This is a genomic window from Ensifer sp. YR511, assembly GCF_900103045.1.
Lineage (GTDB): Bacteria > Pseudomonadota > Alphaproteobacteria > Rhizobiales > Rhizobiaceae > Ensifer > Ensifer adhaerens.
The window spans coordinates 717,311-736,602 of record NZ_FNGR01000001.1 but is presented as its reverse complement, the minus strand read 5'-3'; the positions used below and the strand labels follow the sequence as shown (position 1 = coordinate 736,602).

Annotated in this window: 16 protein-coding genes and 1 other RNA gene; all 17 read left to right on the top strand. The window is 63.7% G+C overall.

The features are described from left to right. Positions 1 to 368: 368 nt before the first annotated feature. The 17 genes from BLU15_RS03695 (at position 369) to murB (ending at position 19,240) form a co-directional block, all read left to right on the top strand. Positions 369 to 1,076 carry a J domain-containing protein gene (locus tag BLU15_RS03695; RefSeq protein WP_034792391.1) on the top strand — a complete coding sequence of 236 codons (708 nt, stop codon included), beginning with the start codon at positions 369 to 371 and terminating at the stop codon, positions 1,074 to 1,076. Further along, on the top strand, positions 1,073 to 1,837 hold the full coding sequence (locus BLU15_RS03690) for an N-acetylmuramoyl-L-alanine amidase (protein ID WP_090294316.1): 765 nt from the start codon (positions 1,073 to 1,075) through the stop codon (positions 1,835 to 1,837). The genes BLU15_RS03695 and BLU15_RS03690 overlap by 4 nt, the downstream gene beginning before the upstream one ends. Before the next feature lie 223 nt (positions 1,838 to 2,060). After that, entirely contained in the window at positions 2,061 to 2,588 is a 528-nt protein-coding gene (locus BLU15_RS03685; RefSeq protein WP_034792405.1) for a lytic transglycosylase domain-containing protein, read from the top strand. A 290-nt stretch (positions 2,589 to 2,878) separates the two neighbouring features. Beyond that, positions 2,879 to 4,069, top strand: a complete 1,191-nt coding sequence (locus BLU15_RS03680) for an NAD(P)/FAD-dependent oxidoreductase (RefSeq protein ID WP_090294470.1) — start codon at positions 2,879 to 2,881, stop codon at positions 4,067 to 4,069. Positions 4,070 to 4,175: 106 nt separating this feature from the next. Then, positions 4,176 to 4,575: RNase P RNA component class A (gene rnpB, locus BLU15_RS03675), an RNA gene on the top strand. Positions 4,576 to 5,142: 567 nt separating this feature from the next. Continuing rightward, positions 5,143 to 5,583: a division/cell wall cluster transcriptional repressor MraZ gene (gene mraZ / locus BLU15_RS03670; protein ID WP_060515924.1), complete on the top strand. Its 441-nt coding sequence runs from the start codon at positions 5,143 to 5,145 to the stop codon at positions 5,581 to 5,583. 14 nt (positions 5,584 to 5,597) lie between these two features. Continuing rightward, positions 5,598 to 6,623 (top strand): 16S rRNA (cytosine(1402)-N(4))-methyltransferase RsmH, encoded by a 1,026-nt coding sequence (gene rsmH, locus BLU15_RS03665; RefSeq protein WP_060515925.1) that lies wholly within the window; start codon positions 5,598 to 5,600, stop codon positions 6,621 to 6,623. Positions 6,624 to 6,629: 6 nt separating this feature from the next. Next, positions 6,630 to 7,013: a cell division protein FtsL gene (locus tag BLU15_RS03660; RefSeq protein WP_034792423.1), complete on the top strand. Its 384-nt coding sequence runs from the start codon at positions 6,630 to 6,632 to the stop codon at positions 7,011 to 7,013. After that, positions 7,013 to 8,761 carry a peptidoglycan D,D-transpeptidase FtsI family protein gene (locus tag BLU15_RS03655; protein ID WP_060582686.1) on the top strand — a complete coding sequence of 583 codons (1,749 nt, stop codon included), beginning with the start codon at positions 7,013 to 7,015 and terminating at the stop codon, positions 8,759 to 8,761. The genes BLU15_RS03660 and BLU15_RS03655 overlap by 1 nt, the downstream gene beginning before the upstream one ends. 66 nt (positions 8,762 to 8,827) lie before the next feature. Next, a complete protein-coding gene (locus BLU15_RS03650) occupies positions 8,828 to 10,291 on the top strand; it encodes a UDP-N-acetylmuramoyl-L-alanyl-D-glutamate--2,6-diaminopimelate ligase (RefSeq protein ID WP_090294468.1) in 1,464 nt (487 codons plus the stop codon). A gap of 1 nt (position 10,292) precedes the next feature. Beyond that, the gene (locus BLU15_RS03645; protein WP_034792439.1) at positions 10,293 to 11,747 is read left to right on the top strand and encodes a UDP-N-acetylmuramoylalanyl-D-glutamyl-2,6-diaminopimelate--D-alanyl-D-alanine ligase; all 1,455 of its coding nucleotides are present in this window, start codon (positions 10,293 to 10,295) and stop codon (positions 11,745 to 11,747) included. Between the two features lie 231 nt (positions 11,748 to 11,978). Next, complete coding sequence (gene mraY, locus BLU15_RS03640; protein WP_034792441.1) at positions 11,979 to 13,079, top strand: phospho-N-acetylmuramoyl-pentapeptide-transferase; 1,101 nt, start codon at positions 11,979 to 11,981, stop codon at positions 13,077 to 13,079. A gap of 7 nt (positions 13,080 to 13,086) precedes the next feature. Next, positions 13,087 to 14,478 (top strand): UDP-N-acetylmuramoyl-L-alanine--D-glutamate ligase, encoded by a 1,392-nt coding sequence (murD, locus tag BLU15_RS03635; protein ID WP_090294315.1) that lies wholly within the window; start codon positions 13,087 to 13,089, stop codon positions 14,476 to 14,478. A 96-nt stretch (positions 14,479 to 14,574) separates the two neighbouring features. Then, positions 14,575 to 15,729, top strand: coding sequence for a putative lipid II flippase FtsW (ftsW, locus tag BLU15_RS03630; protein ID WP_034792447.1), 1,155 nt, complete (start codon positions 14,575 to 14,577; stop codon positions 15,727 to 15,729). A 3-nt stretch (positions 15,730 to 15,732) separates the two neighbouring features. Further along, on the top strand, positions 15,733 to 16,857 hold the full coding sequence (gene murG / locus BLU15_RS03625; protein WP_089043442.1) for an undecaprenyldiphospho-muramoylpentapeptide beta-N-acetylglucosaminyltransferase: 1,125 nt from the start codon (positions 15,733 to 15,735) through the stop codon (positions 16,855 to 16,857). After that, on the top strand, positions 16,854 to 18,263 hold the full coding sequence (gene murC / locus BLU15_RS03620; protein WP_090294314.1) for a UDP-N-acetylmuramate--L-alanine ligase: 1,410 nt from the start codon (positions 16,854 to 16,856) through the stop codon (positions 18,261 to 18,263). Before murG ends, murC begins: the two co-directional genes overlap by 4 nt. A gap of 2 nt (positions 18,264 to 18,265) precedes the next feature. After that, positions 18,266 to 19,240: a UDP-N-acetylmuramate dehydrogenase gene (murB, locus tag BLU15_RS03615; RefSeq protein WP_090294313.1), complete on the top strand. Its 975-nt coding sequence runs from the start codon at positions 18,266 to 18,268 to the stop codon at positions 19,238 to 19,240. Positions 19,241 to 19,292 lie beyond the last annotated feature (52 nt).

Below are 19,292 nucleotides of genomic sequence, written 5' to 3'. Positions count from 1 at the left end.
TTTAAATGACGGGCCTGTGGATGTTGTGTCGAGGCTGCGCGAGAACGGCTGCTGGGCGCCGTCGGAAACGCGGGGCGGGCTCGGTGTCGAGCCGATTGTCGCAGCCGGAGGAGCGCAATCGGGCGGAGCGGCCTTCGCGGCCGGTGCATTTGGCGTGTTTTTCGGCATAAATTCGCCGCTTCGGATCGCTAGGTTGTTCCCAAGGGAACAGCTTTCCGTCTACCAGCTGTCGCAAGTTCCAGTCGATGGATTGACAATAGTGAGGTGCCATCACAAATTCGTCATCCTCGTGGTTCGGACCGTCCCACCGCTTGCAATTTGCCACCACACAAGTCCATGCTATACGCTGGAGAGACAGGGATTCTCGCATGTCATTCTGGGACAGCCTCCTCAAAATCGTTACCGCCACCGGCAATGCGCTTGCCGGTGTGGTCGAGGCCGTGCGTACCCTGTTTGAGGGCGACCCGGAGACACGGCGCAAGGTTGCCTTCTCCGTCGCGATGATCGCGCTTTCGGCCAAGATGGCCAAGGCCGACGGCATCGTCAGCGAGGCCGAGGTCGCCGCCTTCCGCGACATCTTCCAGTTCCCGCCCGACCAGGCGCAGAACGTCGCGCGTCTCTATAATCTGGCGCGCCAGGACGTCGCCGGCTACGAGGCCTATGCGGAGAAGATGGCGTCGCTGTGTTCGTCCTGCGAAGAAAACTGCCCGATCCTCGAGGATATCGTTGACGGCCTGTTCCATATCGCCAAGTCCGACGGTGCAGTTCATGAGCGCGAACTGGCGTTCCTGGTGCGGGTCGCCGAGATCTTCGGCATGGACGAGGCGCATTTCGAGCTCATCATGGCCCGCCATGTGCACGGAGACGGTCGCGACCCCTATCAGGTGCTCGGCGTTTCGCGTAAGGATGATTTCGCCGACATCCGCAAGCGCTACCGTGTGCTGGTTTCCGAGAACCACCCGGATATGCTGGTGGCGCGCGGCGTACCGCAAGAATTCCACGCGATCGCCAATGATCGCATGGCGGCGCTGAACGCCGCCTATGAGGCGATCGAGAAAGAACGCCGAGCTGCATGACTTCCAAATACTGCGACTATCCGGGGGCTCGCTTCATGCCGTCGCCCAATTTTGGCGACCGCGCCGACAGGCGGGCACCGGATATGATCGTGCTGCACTACACCGGCATGGCAACGGGCGCTTCGGCGCTCGAATGGCTTTGTCGCGAAGAGAGCCAGGTTTCCAGCCATTATTTCATTCATGAGGACGGACGCGTCGACCAGCTCGTGCCTGAGACGCTGCGTGCCTGGCACGCGGGCAAGAGCTACTGGAAGGGCGAGACCGACATCAACTCCTGTTCGATCGGTATCGAGATCGCCAACCCGGGCCACCCCGGCGGGTTGCCGGATTTCCCGAAGAAGCAGATCGATGCGGTCGTCGAATTGTGTCGGGACTGTGGCCAGCGGTGGTCGATCGCCCCGGAAAGGGTGCTGGCGCACAGCGATATCGCCCCCATTCGCAAGGTTGATCCGGGAGAAAAATTTCCCTGGCATGTTCTTCACCGTGAAGGGGTCGGGCACTGGGTTGAGCCGGCTCCGATCGGCGGCGGGCGCTTCTTTCAGCGCGGCGACCGCGGTCAGCCGGTAGAGGCCATCCAGTCGATGCTGTCGCTCTATGGCTACGGCATTGAAGTGACTGGTGATTTCTGCGAAAAAACCGAGGGCGCCGTCGCCGCGTTCCAAAGGCATTTCCGGCAACAGAGGGTAGACGGCATCGCCGACATCTCAACCCTCGATACGCTCCATCGCCTGCTTTCCGGGCTGCCGCAATTTGTCGCCTGACGCGGAAGAATTTTTCGTCCCGAAGCCTGTTTTCCGGATGTTCGTGGCATGTTTTTTTAGCTTTGCCACATGTTTACCATGATGCGCCGTTCATTTCCCGCTCATTGAAACTGCAGGAACTTCGGGGCGCAACGCTCACGTCCTGTGAATGAAACGATCGGGACGTGAGGCTCGAAGCGGGGTGCGCTTCGGTCCAATCCCCAGACCGGAGAATTCAAACTACATGAGAATATCGTCTGTTGCTGCGGTGGCGGCATGCCTTGGCATGTTCTTCGCCGGGATGGGTACGTCGTATGCGGGGAATGTCGACAAGACCATCAAGACCTCTTCCATCCCGACCGTCACCCGGACCACAGGCTTCCCGAAACCGGACCTTCCGCAGAACGTTCAGTATACGGCCCTGATCAAGAGCTATGCGAAGCAGTACGGCGTTCCCGTCGATCTGGCGCATGCGGTCGTCAAGGTCGAAAGCAACTTCAATCCGAAGGCACGCGGCAGCGCCGGCGAGATCGGCCTGATGCAGATCAAGCCCGCCACGGCGCGCATGATGGGCTATTCGGGCTCCTCCAAGGGTCTCTACGACCCGGAAACCAACATCAAGTTCGGCATGAAGTATCTCGCCATGGCGCATGAACTTTCGGGCGGCACCACCTGCGGCACGATCCTCAAGTACAATGCCGGCCATGGCGCCAAGCGCATGAACCCGGTTTCCAAGCGCTATTGCGGCAAGGTCCAGGACATCATCGACTAGAACGCCGTGGGTTCCAGCGAACGCACGAGGGGCGCCTTGGCATCCCTATTCTAGAGCATCTGGCCGCCTCGGTGTTTCCACCTGAGGGCGGAATGCTCTAGTCCCTGACAGGCGTGGGTGATCCATTTGCCCACGCGACGAGAGAGCATCGTCCGCCGGCCACGCGGCAATGGCGGATGCTCCAGCCGGACAGGTCTCGCGTTCCGGCGCACCAATTAAATCCTTGAGTGGTGGTGCCCTATCAGCACCGATATGCTACCTCCTTCCGTGTCAGCGGAGCGGGGATGAGCATGTCGGAAAGCTTTGATTTCATTGTCGTCGGCAAGGGCATGATGGGCGCTGCGGCTGCCCGGCACCTGGCGCTCTCGGGTGCTGGCGTCGCGCTCGTCGGTCCTGACGAGCCGACCGATTGGGCCAGTCATTCCGGCGTCTTTTCCAGCCACTACGACAATGCCCGCATCACCCGCACGATCGACGACGACCCCGTCTGGGCGCGTCTCGCCCGTCGCTCGATCGAGCGCTACGACGAGATCGAACGCGAAAGCGGCATCCGGTTTTATCACGAGGTCGGCTGCTTGATGGCGGGGCCAGCGCCGGGCTCGAGCTACGACTATATCGAGCAGGTGGAAAAGGCGCGGGATGCGCTCGGCGTCGAAGCGCCGCTCTATGACAGCGAGGCGCTGTCGCGGCGCTTTCCCTGGTTCCGTTTTCCCGAGGGCACGGCCGGCGTTTATGAGCGCCTTGGCGCCGGCTACATCAATCCACGCGCGCTCGTTGCGGCGCAGGTCATCTGTGCCGAGAAGGCCGGCGCACGGATCGTGCGCGACGAGGTCGGCGCCGTCTCCGAGGCGGACGATCGCGTTGTCGTCACGACGGTCTCGGGCATGCGCCTGGAAGCGGGCCGGGTCATCGTTGCGGCCGGCGGATTTTCCCTGTCCGACAAACTGCTGCCGCGGCCGATCGACTTGACGGTCAAGGCTCGCACGGTGCTGTTCGCGGAGGTGGCGGCGAGCGAGCTGCCTGACTTCGAGGGCATGCCCTCGCTGATCGGTGCAGCACCCGAGCAGGAGAAGAGCTACTACCTGCTGCCGCCGGTCGGCTATGCCGACGGCAGGACCTATATCAAGATCGGCGGCGATCCGACCGACAGGATCCTGGGTGACGAGCCGGCGATACGGCACTGGTTCCGCGGACCGGGCGGTGCCGCGGCGGCCGAGCATCTGCGTCGGCTGCTGGCCGAGGTGATGCCTGATTTCCGGCCGGTCTCCACCCGCTTTTCACCCTGTGTCACCTCGTTTACCCGCGACGGGCTGCCCTATATCGGCTTTGCCGAGGGCGACCGCATCGCCGTCGTCACCGGCGGCAACGGCCAGGCGGCAAAAAGCTCCGACGAGATCGGCAGGCTCGGCGCTGTCCTTGTGCAAAATGGCCGGATCGATGAGCCCGAATACGACGCCGACTTCGCGGTCGCCTTTCGCTAGGTGCGGCGGCATCCACCCGGTCTCGGCCGATCTGCCCTGTTGGCAGCTTGAAAAACACTGCCGTTTTTTCTGGCGCCGGGCGGGGGCTTGCGTTAAGGAGCGCCTGCCAGTTGGCCGGGCAGCCGCTCTCCGCAAGTGCCGAAAGGCCGCGGGGGGAGGAAAGTCCGGGCTCCACGGAAGCACGGTGCCGGATAACGTCCGGCGAGGGTGACCTCAGGGAAAGTGCCACAGAAAGCAAACCGCTCCGCTTGCGGAGTAAGGGTGAAAGGGTGGGGTAAGAGCCCACCGCGGACATGGCGACATGGACGGCACGGCAAACCCCACCGGGAGCAAGACCGAATAGGGATGACGCGGACGCGCAAGCGCCCAGCCTGTTTCCGGGCCAGTCATCCGGGTGGGTTGCAAGAGGCTGCGTGCAAACGTAGTCCCAGATGAATGGCTGCCACGTTCCGTTGCCTTCGGGTGGCGGGGCCATACAGAACCCGGCTTACAGGCCAACTGGCGATTTTTCTCTCTCTCTCTCTCTCTCTCTCTCTCTCTCTTTCTCTGTGGGCGGGCCGCACGGTTCAGCGCGTGCGGATCGCGCCTTGCAAATCGGGCTGATCCGCATGCCATTTTTGCGACCGACAGCGGTGCCGGTTTAGGCGGTTTTGTCGTTGCCGCCGCGCATTCTTCTCTTGCGATGACACGAAAGGGCCTCTGCACAACGGTGTGTCTGCGCTTTTTCTCACATTCTGATTTTTCAACGATTTGAAGCCGTTCGACCGTCGCATTCCCGTACGGTGGGGGTCTCTTCGTAACCCTTCGTTAAACTTAACAACCTATCAATATTTGATCAGCCCGACGGCTGTTTGTGATCCATTCCCATTGACGCCCATATGGTCCCATGATATCCCATAATGGCACTGCGCAGGGGCTGCTTCGCGGCCCAATATCGCAAGATTCCAATGCCTTCCGGCTTCGGAGGGTGGTCGGACATTCCACTGTTCGGCGGGGCGGTCTTGCGTGCGGAGTGACGTGTTCTCGCGGGTCGATGATCGTGGCCCGTCAGTCTTGGGCGGCCGTTTCGCGTTATGAACCGCTTCTTGTCACATGCCACCAATCGGATCGATGCGAAGGGGCGGGTCTCTGTTCCCTCGGCGTTTCGCTCCGTGCTGTCGGATGGGGGCGTTCGGGAGCTATACTGTTTTCAGGATTTCGTCTTTCCGGCGATCAGCGTCGGCGGGCCGGAGCTCCTGGATCGGTTCGAGAGGCAGATGGCGGCCGAGGATCCATTTTCTCCGGAAGCCAACGAGATGTCGCTGCTGGTTCACGGGGGTGGCGTCTTTGTGAAGCTCGATCCGGAAGGCCGGTTGATGATGACGGATTTTATCCGCGACTTCACCGGCATCTCGACCGACGTGATGTTCGTCGGGCGGGGCGATTATTTTCAGCTCTGGGAGCCGCAGGCCTTTCAAAAGGCGCAGGCGGCGGCCCGGGAAGGGCGCAAGTCACGGGGGTTGCGTCCAGAATAGAATGGAGAGAGGGAATGGTGACGGATCAAGGCGGAGGTGTTTCTGAAGCCGAAGGCGGACCGGTTCGTCACATTCCCGTTCTCTTGCCCGAGGTGCTTGCTGCTCTCGAGCCTGCGCCCGGCAAGGTCATCCTCGATGGCACCTTCGGTGCCGGTGGCTACAGCTCCGCAATCCTCAAGGCCGGTGCCGACGTGATCGCGCTCGATCGCGACCCGACGGCGATTGCCGCAGGGCAGGCGCAGGTCGCCGAGTGGGGCGGCCGGCTGAAGCTCGTTCATGCACAGTTCTCCGATCTTGCTGCCCATGCGCCCGAAGGCGGGCTCGATGGCGTCGTGCTCGATATCGGCGTTTCCTCCATGCAGATCGACGAGGCCGAGCGAGGCTTCTCCTTCCAGAAGAAGGGGCCGCTCGACATGCGCATGTCGGCTTCGGGCGTTTCGGCGGCCGATGTCGTCAATCGCGCCAAGGTCTCTGATCTCATCCGCATCTTCGGCTTTCTCGGTGAAGAGAAGCAGGCCGGCCGCATCGCGCGTGCGATCGAGAAGCGCCGGGCCGAACAGCCCTTCGAAACGACCCGCGATCTTGCCGGCCTGATCGAGGTGGTGACGCCGCGCAAGGCCAAGGACAAGATCCATCCCGCCACCCGCGTCTTCCAGGCGCTGCGCATCTTCGTCAACGACGAGCTCGGCGAACTGGCAGAGGCGCTGTTTGCGGCCGAGCGAGCGCTGAAGCCCGGCGGCCGTCTTGTCGTCGTCACCTTCCATTCGCTCGAAGACCGCATCGTCAAGGCCTTCTTCCAGGACCGCTCCGGCAAGGCCAGCGGCTCGCGTCACCTGCCGATGGTGTCCGCGCGTGCCGCAACCTTCACGCCAGTTGGCAAGCCTATGGTGGCAGCCAGCGAGGAAGAAGCGTCCCTCAATCCGCGCGCCCGCTCTGCCAAGCTTCGCGCCGGTATCCGCACGCAAGCCGCGTCGCCGGGAAACGATCTGTCCATTTTCAATCTGCCGGAACTGGCAAGCCTTGCACGGCTGGGGGGCTGACAAGACATGCTTCGAACGTTCGATATCGTTCTGATCGTCGTCATGACGGCCGCGGCCACGGTGACCTATACGATCAAGCACCGCGCCGAAAACAAGCTTGAGGAAGTCCGCAAGCTCGACGTGGCGATCAAGCTCGAGGAAGACACGATCGACCTGCTGCGGGCCGACTGGGCGCTTCTGACCCAACCGAACCGCCTGGAGCGCCTCGTCGGTGCCTTCGGAGCCGACCTGCAACTCGTGCCGACCCCCTCGACACAGCTCGCCCAGCCGCAGGAACTGCCGATGCTGAAGGCCGATCTGCCCGTGCCCGAGGACAAGTCGGCCAAGGATGGCATCGCCGCCATCATCGAAAAGACCGATAAGATCGCAACTGGCTCGGTGGCGCGCTGATGTCGTTTCTCTCCCGCATCATGGTGTTGAAAAGCAAGGCGCACTTCTCGGCGGGCGGCAACAACCGACCGGCTGAAAGCGGCGTCAACGTCACCTTTCAGGGGACGCGCAAGAAGACCACGAACCAGGCGAAGAACCGCGTCGCCATCGTGATCGCCAGCTTCGGCATCGTCTATGCCGTCATCGGCGGCCGCCTGGTGCAATACGGCATGGCGGCACCCGAAACCGTTTCCAGCATCGGCCGGGCCGACAACCTGATGGCGTCGCGCCCCGACATTCTCGACCGCAACGGCGAGATCCTCGCGACCGACATCCGCACCGTCTCGCTCTATGCCGAGCCGCACAAGATCGTCGATGCCGACGAAGCGGTCGAGCGGCTGTCGACGGTGCTGCCCGACATCAACGCCCGCGAAATCTACAACAAGCTGAAGTCGAAATCGCGCTTCCAGTGGCTGCGCCGGCAGCTGACCCCGAAGCAGCAGTCGGAGATCCTGGCGCTCGGCATTCCCGGCGTCGGCTTCCGCCCGGAAAAGCGCCGCTTCTATCCCGGCGGCCACACCGCCGCGCATATCCTCGGCCACGTCAACATCGACAACCGCGGCGTTGCCGGCATGGAGCGCTACATCGACAGCCAGGGGCTGGCCGACCTTGCCGCGATCGGCATGACCAGCGACGCCAAGCTCGAGCCGGTGAAGCTTTCGATCGACGTGCGCGTGCAGAACATCGTGCGCGACGTCATCGACGCCGGCATGAAGAACTACCAGGCGCTCGCCGCCGGCGCCGTCGTGCTCGACGTGCATACCGGCGAAGTGCTGGCAATGGCGTCCGTTCCCGACTACGACCCGAACAAACCGGCCGAAGGGGCGGAAGAGGGCTGGATGAACCGCATGTCGAACGGCACGTTCGAAATGGGCTCCACCTTCAAGACCTTCACCATCGCCATGGGCCTCGATTCCGGCAAGGTGACGCTCAACGACAGCTTTGACGCCTCGGCGCCGATCCGTATCGGCGGCTTCACCATCAAGGACTTCCACGGCAAGCGCCGCGTGCTGACTGTCCCGGAAATCTTCCAGTATTCGTCGAACATCGGCACCGCGAAGATTGCCGATCTCGTCGGCATTCCCGGCCACAAGGAATTCCTGACGCGCCTCGGCCTGCTTTCGAAGCTGCCGACCGAACTGCCGGAAGTGAAATCCCCGACGCAGCCGCGCGAATGGAAGAAGATCAACTCGGTCACCATCTCCTTCGGTCACGGCGTCTCGACGACGCCGCTGCAGACGGCGGTCGCGGGTGCTGCACTCGTCAACGGCGGCAAGCTGATCGAACCGACCTTCCTGCCGCGCACCGAGGAGCAGGCCGACGCCGTCTCCACACCGGTGGTCAAGAAGAGCACCAGCGACGACATGCGCTTCCTGCTTCGCTGGAACGGCATTGCGGGCTCCGGCAAGCGCGCACTGGTGCCGGGCTTCAACGTCGGCGGCAAGACCGGCACGGCCGACAAGGTGGTCAACGGCCGCTATGCCAGCGACCAGAACTTCAACGCCTTCCTCGCGGCCTTCCCGATCGACAACCCGAAATACATCGTGCTGACCTTCATCGACGCGCCGAAGACCGGCGAGGGTGGCGGGCGCACCGCAGGCTCGAACGCGGCTCCCATGGTTCGCGACATCATCAGCCGCTCTGCGCCGCTGCTCGGTGTCGAACCAAAGTTTGGAGAAGACGGTTCTGCCTTGCTTGTGTCTTATTAGACATGAAATGAGAAAGCGGACGATTCGCGATTCTTGCGGATCGAAATCGATGCGAGACGTGCGTTCATGAAGATCAAAGACCTGGCGGGATCGAGCTTCCCGGAACTTTCGGCGCAACTGAGCGGCGCTGCCGCCGATATCGACGTTGCCGGACTGACGGCCGATAGCCGGCAGGTTCAGCCAGGGGATCTCTTCGTCGCCGTTTCCGGCAGCAAGGCCAATGGCAGCGCCTATGTCGCCGATGCCCTGAAGCGCGGCGCGGTCGCCGTCGTCACCGAAGCTGGCTCAGACGTCGACTCTTCGGCAGCGCCGGTCCTGAAGCTTTCCGAACCTCGCGCCTTTCTCGCCCGCGCTGCCGCTGCCTTCTATGGCCGCCAGCCGGAAACCATGGTCGCCGTCACCGGCACCGCTGGCAAGACCTCGGTCGCCTCCTTCACCCGCCAGGTCTGGGCGCATTCCGGTCTTGCAGCCGCGATGATCGGCACGACCGGCGTCGTCGCACCCGGGCGTAACGATTACGGCTCGCTGACGACGCCCGATCCGGTGTCGCTGCACAAGCTGCTCGCCGAACTTGCCGATGCCGGCGTCACCCATGCGGCGATGGAGGCCTCCAGCCACGGCCTCGACCAGAGCCGGCTCGACGGCGTGCGCCTGTCGGCTGCCGCCTTCACCAATCTCGGCCGCGATCACATGGACTACCACCCGACGGTGGAGCACTACATGGCCTCCAAGATGCGGCTGTTCGAGGCGCTGTTGCCGAAGGGCGCGCCCGCAGTGATTTTTGCCGACGACCAATGGTCGGACCAGGCGATCGCCGCTGCCCGCAAGGCCAAGCTCGACGTGCGCACGGTCGGCCGCAAGGGCGATTACATTTCGCTGAAGCGGGTCGAGCACTTCCGCCACAAGCAGTCGGCCGAAGTGCATGTCGGCGACGACATCTTCGAAATCCACATTCCGCTTGCCGGCGACTTCCAGGTGGCCAATGCGCTCGTGGCGGCCGGCCTTGCCATGTCCACCGGCATCAGTGCCAAGGCGGCCTTCTCCGCGCTTGAAAAGCTGCAGGGGGCCTCCGGTCGTCTTGAACTGGTCGGCCAGACCAGGGACGGCGCGCTCGCCTATGTCGATTACGCCCACAAGCCGGATGCGCTGGAAAACGTGCTCGCCTCGGTGCGGCCGTTCACGACCGGCCGCGTCGTCGTGGTTTTCGGCTGCGGCGGCGACCGCGACAAGGGTAAGCGCCCGATCATGGGCGAGATCGCCACCCGGCTTGCCGACGTGACGATCGTGACCGACGACAATCCGCGCTCGGAAGTGCCCGATGTGATCCGCGCCGAAATCATGGCGGCGGCCAGGGGCGCCATCGAAATCGGCGACCGCGCCACGGCGATCCGCACGGCGGTCGGCATGCTGAAGACCGGCGACACGCTGATCGTCGCCGGCAAGGGGCACGAGGAGGGGCAGACGATCGGCTCCGTCACGTTGCCCTTCTCGGATCACGCGGAGGTCCGCAAGGCATTGGGAGGCTTGTGATTTGAACTGGCTCTGGACAAGCAGCGATCTCCTGGCCGCCATGAATGGCCGGCCGGTCGGCAATCTGCCTGAAGGCATCTCGGGGATCTCCATCGACAGCCGCTCGATCGGCAAGGGCGAAGCCTTCTTCGCGATCAAGGGTGATCGCGTGGATGGCCACGACTATGCGGGTATCGCGCTCGCCAATGGCGCCGCGGTGCTGGTCGTCAGCGAAGGCAAGCTGCCGGCGCTCGGACGGCTGAATGCGCCGATGATCGTCGTCGACGACGTGCTCGAAGCGATGATCCGGCTCGGCTGTGCGGCGCGCGACCGCAGTGCCGCCAAGATCATCGCCGTCACCGGTTCGGTCGGCAAGACGACCACCAAGGAGATGTTGCGCCACGTGCTTCAGCCGCAGGGCCGCGTACATGCGTCGGTCGCCTCCTTCAACAATCACTGGGGTGTGCCGCTGACGCTTGCGCGCATGCCCGAGGCAACCGATTTCGGCGTCTTCGAAATCGGCATGAACCATCCGGGCGAGATCCGGCCGCTGACCGCCATGGTGCGCCCGCATGTGGCCATCGTCACCAGCATCGCTGCCGCCCATCTTGGCAATTTCGAGAGCCTCGACCAGATCGCCGAAGCCAAGGCCGAGATCTTCGAAGGCGTTGTCAATGGCGGCCACGCGCTGATCATTCACGACAGCCCGCAGTACAAGCTGCTTGAAGACGCCGCGGCAGCGGCCGGCGTCAGCCACATCCATTCCTTCGGCGCCAACCCGAAGGCCGAATTCCGGCTGGTTGAATTCAGCGGCGGTGCGGAGGGTTCCATTCTCTGGGCCGGCATCGGCGGTCGCACGTTGGAAGTCGCGATCGGTGCCCCCGGGCGTCACATCGCCGAGAATGCCGTTGCGGTTCTCGCAGCGGTGAAGCTTGCTGGCGGCGATCTCGACTATGCGGCTTCGGCGCTCGCAACCATGCAGGCCGAAACGGGCAGGGGCCGGCGCCACACGCTTTCGATCGGCGGCGGTACGCTGAAGCTGATCGACGAGAGTTACAACGCCAATCCGAGCTCGATGCGGGCGGCGATTTCGCTGCTGCGCGACAGCGAGCCGCCGGTCGGCGGCCGTCGTGTCGCCGTGCTCGGCGACATGCTCGAAATGGGCGAACACGCGGCCGAGGTGCATGCGGCCCTTGCCCGTCCGCTCATCGAAGCCGGAATTACCGATGTCTGGCTCGCCGGACCGCTGATGGCGCACCTGCGCGACGCGCTTCCGCCCGAAGTTTCGGTGATCTATCGCGAGAGCGTTGAGGATCTCAAAGCCTATGCGCTGGCCGCTGTCGCGCCGGGCGACGTTGTCATGGTCAAGTCGTCCAAGGGAACCGGCTGCGCCAAGATCGTGCAGGCGCTGATCGAGAGCTATCCGGAGACGCAAGCCGAGGAATACGGGGCCGAGGGAACCGAAGCCGAGGGGTAGCCGGCGTAATAAAAGCCGGCGGAACCGCCCATGATGGCGCGGTGGATACAGTTTGAGGTTAGGCGGCGCGCCCTAACACTTTCGCATGCAAGCGCGTATCGTTTTTCAGATGATTCTGTTGGACGTGTTTCGAAATACTACGGCGCCGCGTCTCCCGGGGCGGGAAAGCTTCGCTGTAACACTTTAAACTGCTGCATCATTGTGCAGGAAACCTTTGGGGAAAGGTCCCTTATGCTCATTTGGCTTGTGGAACTGGCGGACCACTTTCAGTTTTTCAATCTTTTTCGCTACATCACGTTCCGCACCGGCGCGGCGCTCTTCACGTCGGCCATGATCGTCTTCCTCTTCGGGCCCGCGATGATCGCCTCGCTGCGCATCCGCCAGGGCAAGGGCCAGCCGATCCGCGCCGACGGGCCGCAGACGCATTTCAAGAAGGCCGGCACGCCGACCATGGGCGGCCTGATGATCCTGGCCGGCATCGTCGTCTCGTCGCTGCTCTGGGCCGATCTGTCGAGCGTCTACGTCGTCTCGACGCTGCTCGTCACGCTCGGCTTCGGCGCCATTGGCTTCTACGATGATTACCTCAAGGTTACGAAGCAGTCGGACAAGGGTTTTTCCGGCAAGGCACGCCTCGGCATCGAATTCGTGATCGCGGCGATCGCCGTGTTTTTCATGATGCAGGCCTCGCTTTCGGGCGGTCCGTCCGGCTCCACTTTCGGCTCCTCCGTCACTTTCCCCTTCTTCAAGGACCTGATCGTCAATCTCGGCTATTTCTTCGTGCTGTTCGGTGGCTTCGTCATCGTCGGCGCCGGCAATGCCGTGAATCTGACCGACGGTCTCGACGGTCTTGCGATCGTGCCTGTGATGATCGCCGCTGCCGCCTTCGGCCTGATTGCCTATCTCGCGGGTAACGCCGTTTTCGCCAACTATCTGCAGATCCATTTCGTGCCCGGCACGGGCGAGCTTGCCGTCATCCTCGGCGCCGTCATCGGCGCCGGCCTCGGCTTCCTCTGGTTCAACGCGCCGCCGGCCGCCATCTTCATGGGCGACACCGGGTCGCTGGCGCTTGGCGGCCTGATTGGCACCGTAGCCGTTGCCGTCAAGCATGAGATTGTCATGATCATCATCGGCGGCCTCTTCGTCATGGAGACGCTGTCGGTCATCATCCAGGTCTTCTGGTTCAAGCGCACCGGCCGCCGCGTCTTCCTGATGGCGCCGATCCACCACCACTTCGAAAAGAAGGGCTGGACCGAGAGCCAGGTCGTGATCCGATTCTGGATCATCGCCGTCATCCTGGCGATGGTTGGCCTCTCCACCCTCAAGCTGCGGTGAGCGGACGATGATCCCGGTCACTTCCTTCAAGGGCAGGAAAGTCGCTCTCTTCGGTCTCGGCGGTTCGGGCCTTGCGACCGCGCAGGCGCTCGTCGCCGGTGGTGCCGAGGTTACCGCATGGGACGACAACCCGGATAGCGTCGCCAAGGCTTCGGCGGCAGGCGTGCCGACGGCAGACCTGCGCACCGTCGACTGGGCGGCCTTTGCCGCCTTCGTGCTTTCGCCCGGCGTGCCGCTTACGCATCCCAAGCCGCACTGGACCGTGGATCTTGCCCATGCTTCCGGCGTCGAGATCATCGGCGACGTCGAACTTTTCGTGCGCGAACGCCGGGCGCATGCGCCCGATTGCGCCTTCATCGCGATAACCGGCACCAACGGCAAATCGACGACGACGGCGCTGATCGCACATATCCTCAAAGAAAGCGGCCGAGACACGCAGCTCGGCGGCAATATCGGCACCGCGGTGCTGACGCTTGATCCTCCGAAGGCCGGGCGCTTCTACGTGGTCGAGTGCTCGTCCTACCAGATCGATCTGGCGCCGACGCTGAACCCGACGGCAGGCATTCTGCTCAACCTGACACCCGATCATCTCGATCGCCACGGCACGATGCAGCATTACGCCGACATCAAGGAACGGCTGGTCGCCGGTAGCGGCACGGCAATCGTCGGTGTCGATGACAGTTTCTCGGCGCTGATCGCCGATCGCGTCGAGCGCGCCGGCACCAGGACCGTGCGGATCTCCCGTCGCCATGTGCTGGCAAGCGGCCTCTATGCCGAGGGCCCGCGCATCCTGAAGGCTGAAGGCGGCACTTCCAGCCTGTTCGTCGATCTCGACGGCATCCAGACGCTGCGCGGCGGTCACAACGCCCAGAACGCAGCCGCGGCCATCGCGGCCTGCCTTGCGGTCGGCGTCAGCGCGGCGGAAATCCACGCCGGCCTGAAGAGCTTCCCCGGTCTCAAGCACCGCATGCAGCCGGTCGGCCGCAAGGGTACGGTGGTCTTCGTCAATGACAGCAAGGCGACCAATGCGGATGCGGCGGCGCCGGCGCTTTCGAGCTATGACCGCATCTACTGGATCGCCGGCGGTCTGCCGAAGGAAGGGGGCATCACGACGCTTGCACCCTTCTTCCCGAAGATCGCCAAGGCCTATCTGATCGGCGAGGCCGCACCGGCTTTCGCCGCGACGCTTGGCGAAGCGGTTCCCTATGAGATCTCGGGCACGCTGGAGCAGGCGGTAGCGCATGCCGCGGCCGATGCCGGCAGGGACGAGACGGGCGGCTCGGCGGTGATGCTCTCACCGGCTTGCGCAAGCTTCGACCAGTATAAGAACTTCGAGGTACGCGGTGATGCCTTCGTCGGACATGTGCGCGCGATCGAAGGCGTGACGATGCTGATTTGATCCCTCGGCCGGCGCGCATGCGTGCCGGTCGATGCGGAAGGTGGTGCGGGATTTCGGACGTGGGCGCGGTGGGCGCCGGAGAAGGGGACTGACAAGATGGTAAGCCGAGCCGAACGTGGCCCCGTGGCCGACTGGTTCTGGACGATCGACAGGTTCTTTCTGGCGACCTTCATCCTGTTGATGGGCGTCGGCTTCATGCTGTCCTTCGCCGCAAGCCCTGCCGTCGCCGAGCGCATCGGCCTCGACAGCTTCCACTTCGTCCGGCGCCACGCACTCTTCCTTCTGCCGTCGCTGGTGGTGATGGTGGGGATTTCCTTCCTCTCGCCGCGCCAGGTCCGGCGCGCGGCGATTCTGCTTCTTGCCGGTTCGCTCGGCATGATGGTGCTGGTGCTCTTCATCGGCGAAGAGGTGAAGGGCTCGATGCGCTGGATTTCGCTCGGTGGGATTTCGATCCAGCCGTCGGAGTTCATGAAACCGGCCTTCGTCGTCGTCTGTGCCTGGCTGTTTTCCGAACATGCGCGCCAGCCGGAAATCCCCGGTAATCTCTTTGCCATCCTGCTCTTCGGCATCGTCGCGGCCCTGCTTGTCGCCCAGCCCGACCTCGGCCAGACGATCCTGACCACCGCCGTCTGGGGCGGCATGTTCTTCATGGCCGGCATGCCCTGGCTCTGGATCATCCTGCTTGGCGGTGCGGCCCTCGGCGGCTTCTTCGTCGCCTATACGTTGCTGCCGCACGTGGCCGCGCGTATCGACAAGTTCCTGACGGGCGAAGGCGACACCTTCCAGATGGATACCGCCCGCGAGGCGATCATCCGCGGCGACTGGTTCGGCCGGGGCCCGGGCGAAGGCATCGTCAAGCGCATCATCCCGGACAGCCATACCGACTTCGTCTTTTCCGTTGCCGCCGAGGAATTCGGCATCGTCTTCTGCATGGTCATCGTGCTGATCTTCGCCTTCCTGGTGATGCGCGGCCTCAACCATGCCTTCCGCGAACGCAACGACTTCAACCGGTTCGCCGTTGCCGGCTTGGTGCTTCAGATCGGCATCCAGTCGATGATCAACATCGGCGTGAACCTCGAACTGCTTCCGGCCAAGGGCATGACCCTGCCGCTGATCTCCTATGGTGGCTCGTCCATGGTGGCGATCTGCGTCACTGCCGGCTTCATCCTGGCCTTGACCCGTCACCGCCCGGAGAAGCGCGCCGTGGAGCGCAGCCTGTTTCGGTCCGGCATTGGCGTGCCGGCGGAGTAAAATATGACTAAAGGCATCATCCTGCTTGCCGCCGGCGGTACCGGCGGCCATCTCTTTCCGGCAGAAGCGCTGGCCCACGAGCTGAAGGCCATGGGCTATTCGGTGCATCTGGTCACCGATAGCCGCGCCGAACGTTATGCCGGCAAGTTCCCCGCCGACGAGGTTCATGTCGTGCCTTCGGCGACAATCGGCTCGAAGAACCCGGTCAGCGTCGTCAAATCGCTCTGGACGCTGTGGAGCGGCATGCGCGCGGCGCGAAAGCTGATTGCCCGGCTGAAGCCCAAGGCCGTCGTCGGCTTCGGTGGCTACCCGACCGTGCCGCCGCTCTTGGCGGCAACCGGCATGGGTGTGCCGTCGATCATCCACGAGCAGAACGCCGTCATGGGCCGCGCCAACAAGGCGCTGGCCTCGCGCGTCAAGGCGATCGCCGGTGGCTTTCTTCCGGAGGGCACGGGCGCCTTTGCCGCGAAAACCGTGACGACGGGCAACCCCGTTCGCCCGGCGGTGCTAGCCGCCGCCAACACGCCCTATGTGTCGGCTGTCGGCGACGCGCCATTCCATCTCGTCGTCTTCGGCGGCAGCCAGGGCGCACAGTATTTTTCCAAGGCAGTACCGCAGGCGATCTGCCGTCTGGACGACGAGGTTCGCCAGCGATTCAAGGTCACGCAGCAGGCCCGGCCTGAAGACAGGGACGGCGTGATCGCCACCTATGAGAAGCTCGGTGTGCCCGCCGAGGTCTCGCCGTTCTTCACCGATATGGCCGAGCGCATCGCCGGCGCTCAGCTCGTCATTTGCCGCTCCGGCGCCTCGACGGTATCGGAGCTTGCGGTCATCGGCCGGCCGGCGATCCTCGTGCCCTATCCCTATGCGCTCGATCACGACCAGGCGGCCAATGCGGCCGCCCTTGCCGCCAAGGGTGGCGCACGCGTGATCGCGCAGGCCGAACTCACCGCCGACCGTCTCGCCGGCATCCTCAATGATGCGATCGGCAAGCCGCAATCGCTCGCGGAGATGGCGGCAAATGCCCGGGAAACCGGCAAGCCAGACGCAGCAAGCTTGCTTGCATCCCTCGTAGAGGCTATTGCCAGCGGTTTGACAGTCGAGAAATTCAGGGAAACACGCTCATGAAAATGCCGAAAACCATCGGGCTGGTCCATTTCATCGGTATCGGCGGCATCGGCATGAGCGGCATCGCCGAGGTGCTGCACAATCTCGGACACAAGGTCCAGGGTTCCGACCAGTCCGACAGTGCCAATGTGCAGCGCCTGCGCGCCAAGGGCATCGAGGTCTTCGTCGGCCACAAGGCGGAAAACCTCGGCGAAGCCGAGGTGATCGTCGTTTCGACCGCGATCAAGAAGAACAATCCGGAACTGATCGCCGCGCGCGAGAAGTTCCTTCCCGTCGTGCGCCGCGCCGAGATGCTGGCCGAGCTCATGCGCTTCCGCAATGCGATCGCGATCGGCGGCACGCATGGCAAGACGACCACGACCTCGATGGTCGCAGCGCTGCTCGAGGCCGGCGGGCTCGACCCGACCGTCATCAACGGCGGCATCATCAATGCCTATGGCACCAACGCCCGCATGGGCGAGGGCGAGTGGATGGTGGTTGAGGCCGACGAATCCGACGGCACCTTCCTGAAGCTGCCGGCCGATGTTGCCATCGTCACCAATATCGACCCGGAACATCTCGACCACTACGGCAATTTCGATGCCGTGCGCGCCGCGTTCCGCCAGTTCGTCGAGAACGTGCCCTTCTACGGTTTCGGCGTGCTCTGCCTCGACCATCCGGAAGTGCAGACCATGGTCGGCAAGATCGAGGACCGCAAGGTCGTGACCTACGGCGAGAACCCGCAGGCCGACGTGCGCTTCCACAACATCCGCATGGACGGCGCCACCTCCGTCTTCGACATCGAGATCCGCCGCCGGCGCACCGGCCAGGTGATCCCGATGAAGGACCTGCGCCTGCCGATGCCCGGCCGCCACAACGTGTCCAATGCGACCGCGGCGATCGCCGTTGCGCAGCGCCTCGGCGTCAGCCCGGAAGCGATCGCCAAGGGGCTTGCCTCCTTCAGCGGCGTCAAGCGCCGTTTCACGCTGACCGGCGAGACGAACGGCGTGCGCGTCTATGACGACTACGGCCACCATCCGGTCGAGATCAAGGCGGTGTTGCGCGCCGCACGCGAGGCCTGCCAGGGCCGAATCATCGCCGTGCACCAGCCGCACCGCTACTCGCGCCTTTCGAGCCTGTTTGAAGATTTCTCGGCCTGCTTCAACGATGCCGACACGATCCTGATCGCGCCTGTCTATGCGGCCGGCGAAGACCTCATTCCGGGCGCAACGGCCGAGGAACTGGTCGATCGCATCAAGGCGGGTGGCCATCGCGACGCCCGTTACGTCTCCGGTCCGGAGGCAATCGCGCCGGTTGTCAGCAAGATTGCACAGCCCGGCGATTTTGTGGTTCTCTTGGGGGCTGGCAGCATCACCTACTGGGCGGCTGCCCTGCCTAAGGAACTCGCGGATATTTCAGGAAATTGAGCATGAAACAGGTCAACGGTCAGAAACTACTGGAATCGCTCGGAAGCGGCGTAAGCGCTGTGCGCGGCCGTATCACGCCGGATGCGCCGATGGATCGTGTCACCTGGTTCCGCGCCGGCGGTCTTGCCGAGTTGATGTTCCAGCCGCACGACACCGACGATCTCATCACCTTCCTGAAGCTGGTCCCGGCTGAAGTGCCGGTCACGGTTGTCGGCGTCGGCTCGAACCTGCTGGTGCGCGACGGCGGCATTCCCGGTGTCGTCATCCGGCTGTCGGCCAAGGGTTTTGGCGATCTGGAACTGGTCGGCGAAAACCGCATCAAGGCCGGCGCGATCTGCCCGGACAAGAACATCGCCGCCATGGCGCTCGATCACGGCATTGGCGGCTTCTACTTCTACTACGGCATTCCCGGCTCGCTCGGCGGCGCGCTGCGCATGAACGCCGGCGCCAATGGTGCCGAGACCCGCGAACGGGTCGTCGAGGTGCACGCGGTCGACCGTCAGGGCAACCAGCATGTGCTGTCGAATGCCGACATGGGCTATGCCTACCGCCATTCGGCGGCGGCGAAGGACCTCATCTTCACCCACGCGGTGTTCGAAGGCTACGCCGAGGACAAGAACAAGATCCGCACCGACATGGATGCCGTGCGCCAGCATCGCGAAACGGTGCAGCCGATCCGCGAAAAGACCGGTGGCTCGACCTTCAAGAACCCGGAGGGCCACTCGGCCTGGAAGCTGATCGACGAGGCTGGCTGCCGCGGCATGATGATCGGCAGCGCGCAGATGTCGCCGCTGCACTGCAACTTCATGATCAACACCGGCCAGGCGACCGGCTACGAGCTCGAATATCTCGGTGAAACCGTGCGCCAGCGCGTGCTCGAACATTCCGGCGTCCGGCTCGAATGGGAGATCAAGCGCATCGGCAACTTCATGCCGGGCTACGAGATCAAGGAGTTCCTCGGCCGCGGCATCGCGTAAGGCTCGGTTGCGAGACGTGATCTGAAAGGCCGTGGCGGAAGCGCTGCGGCCT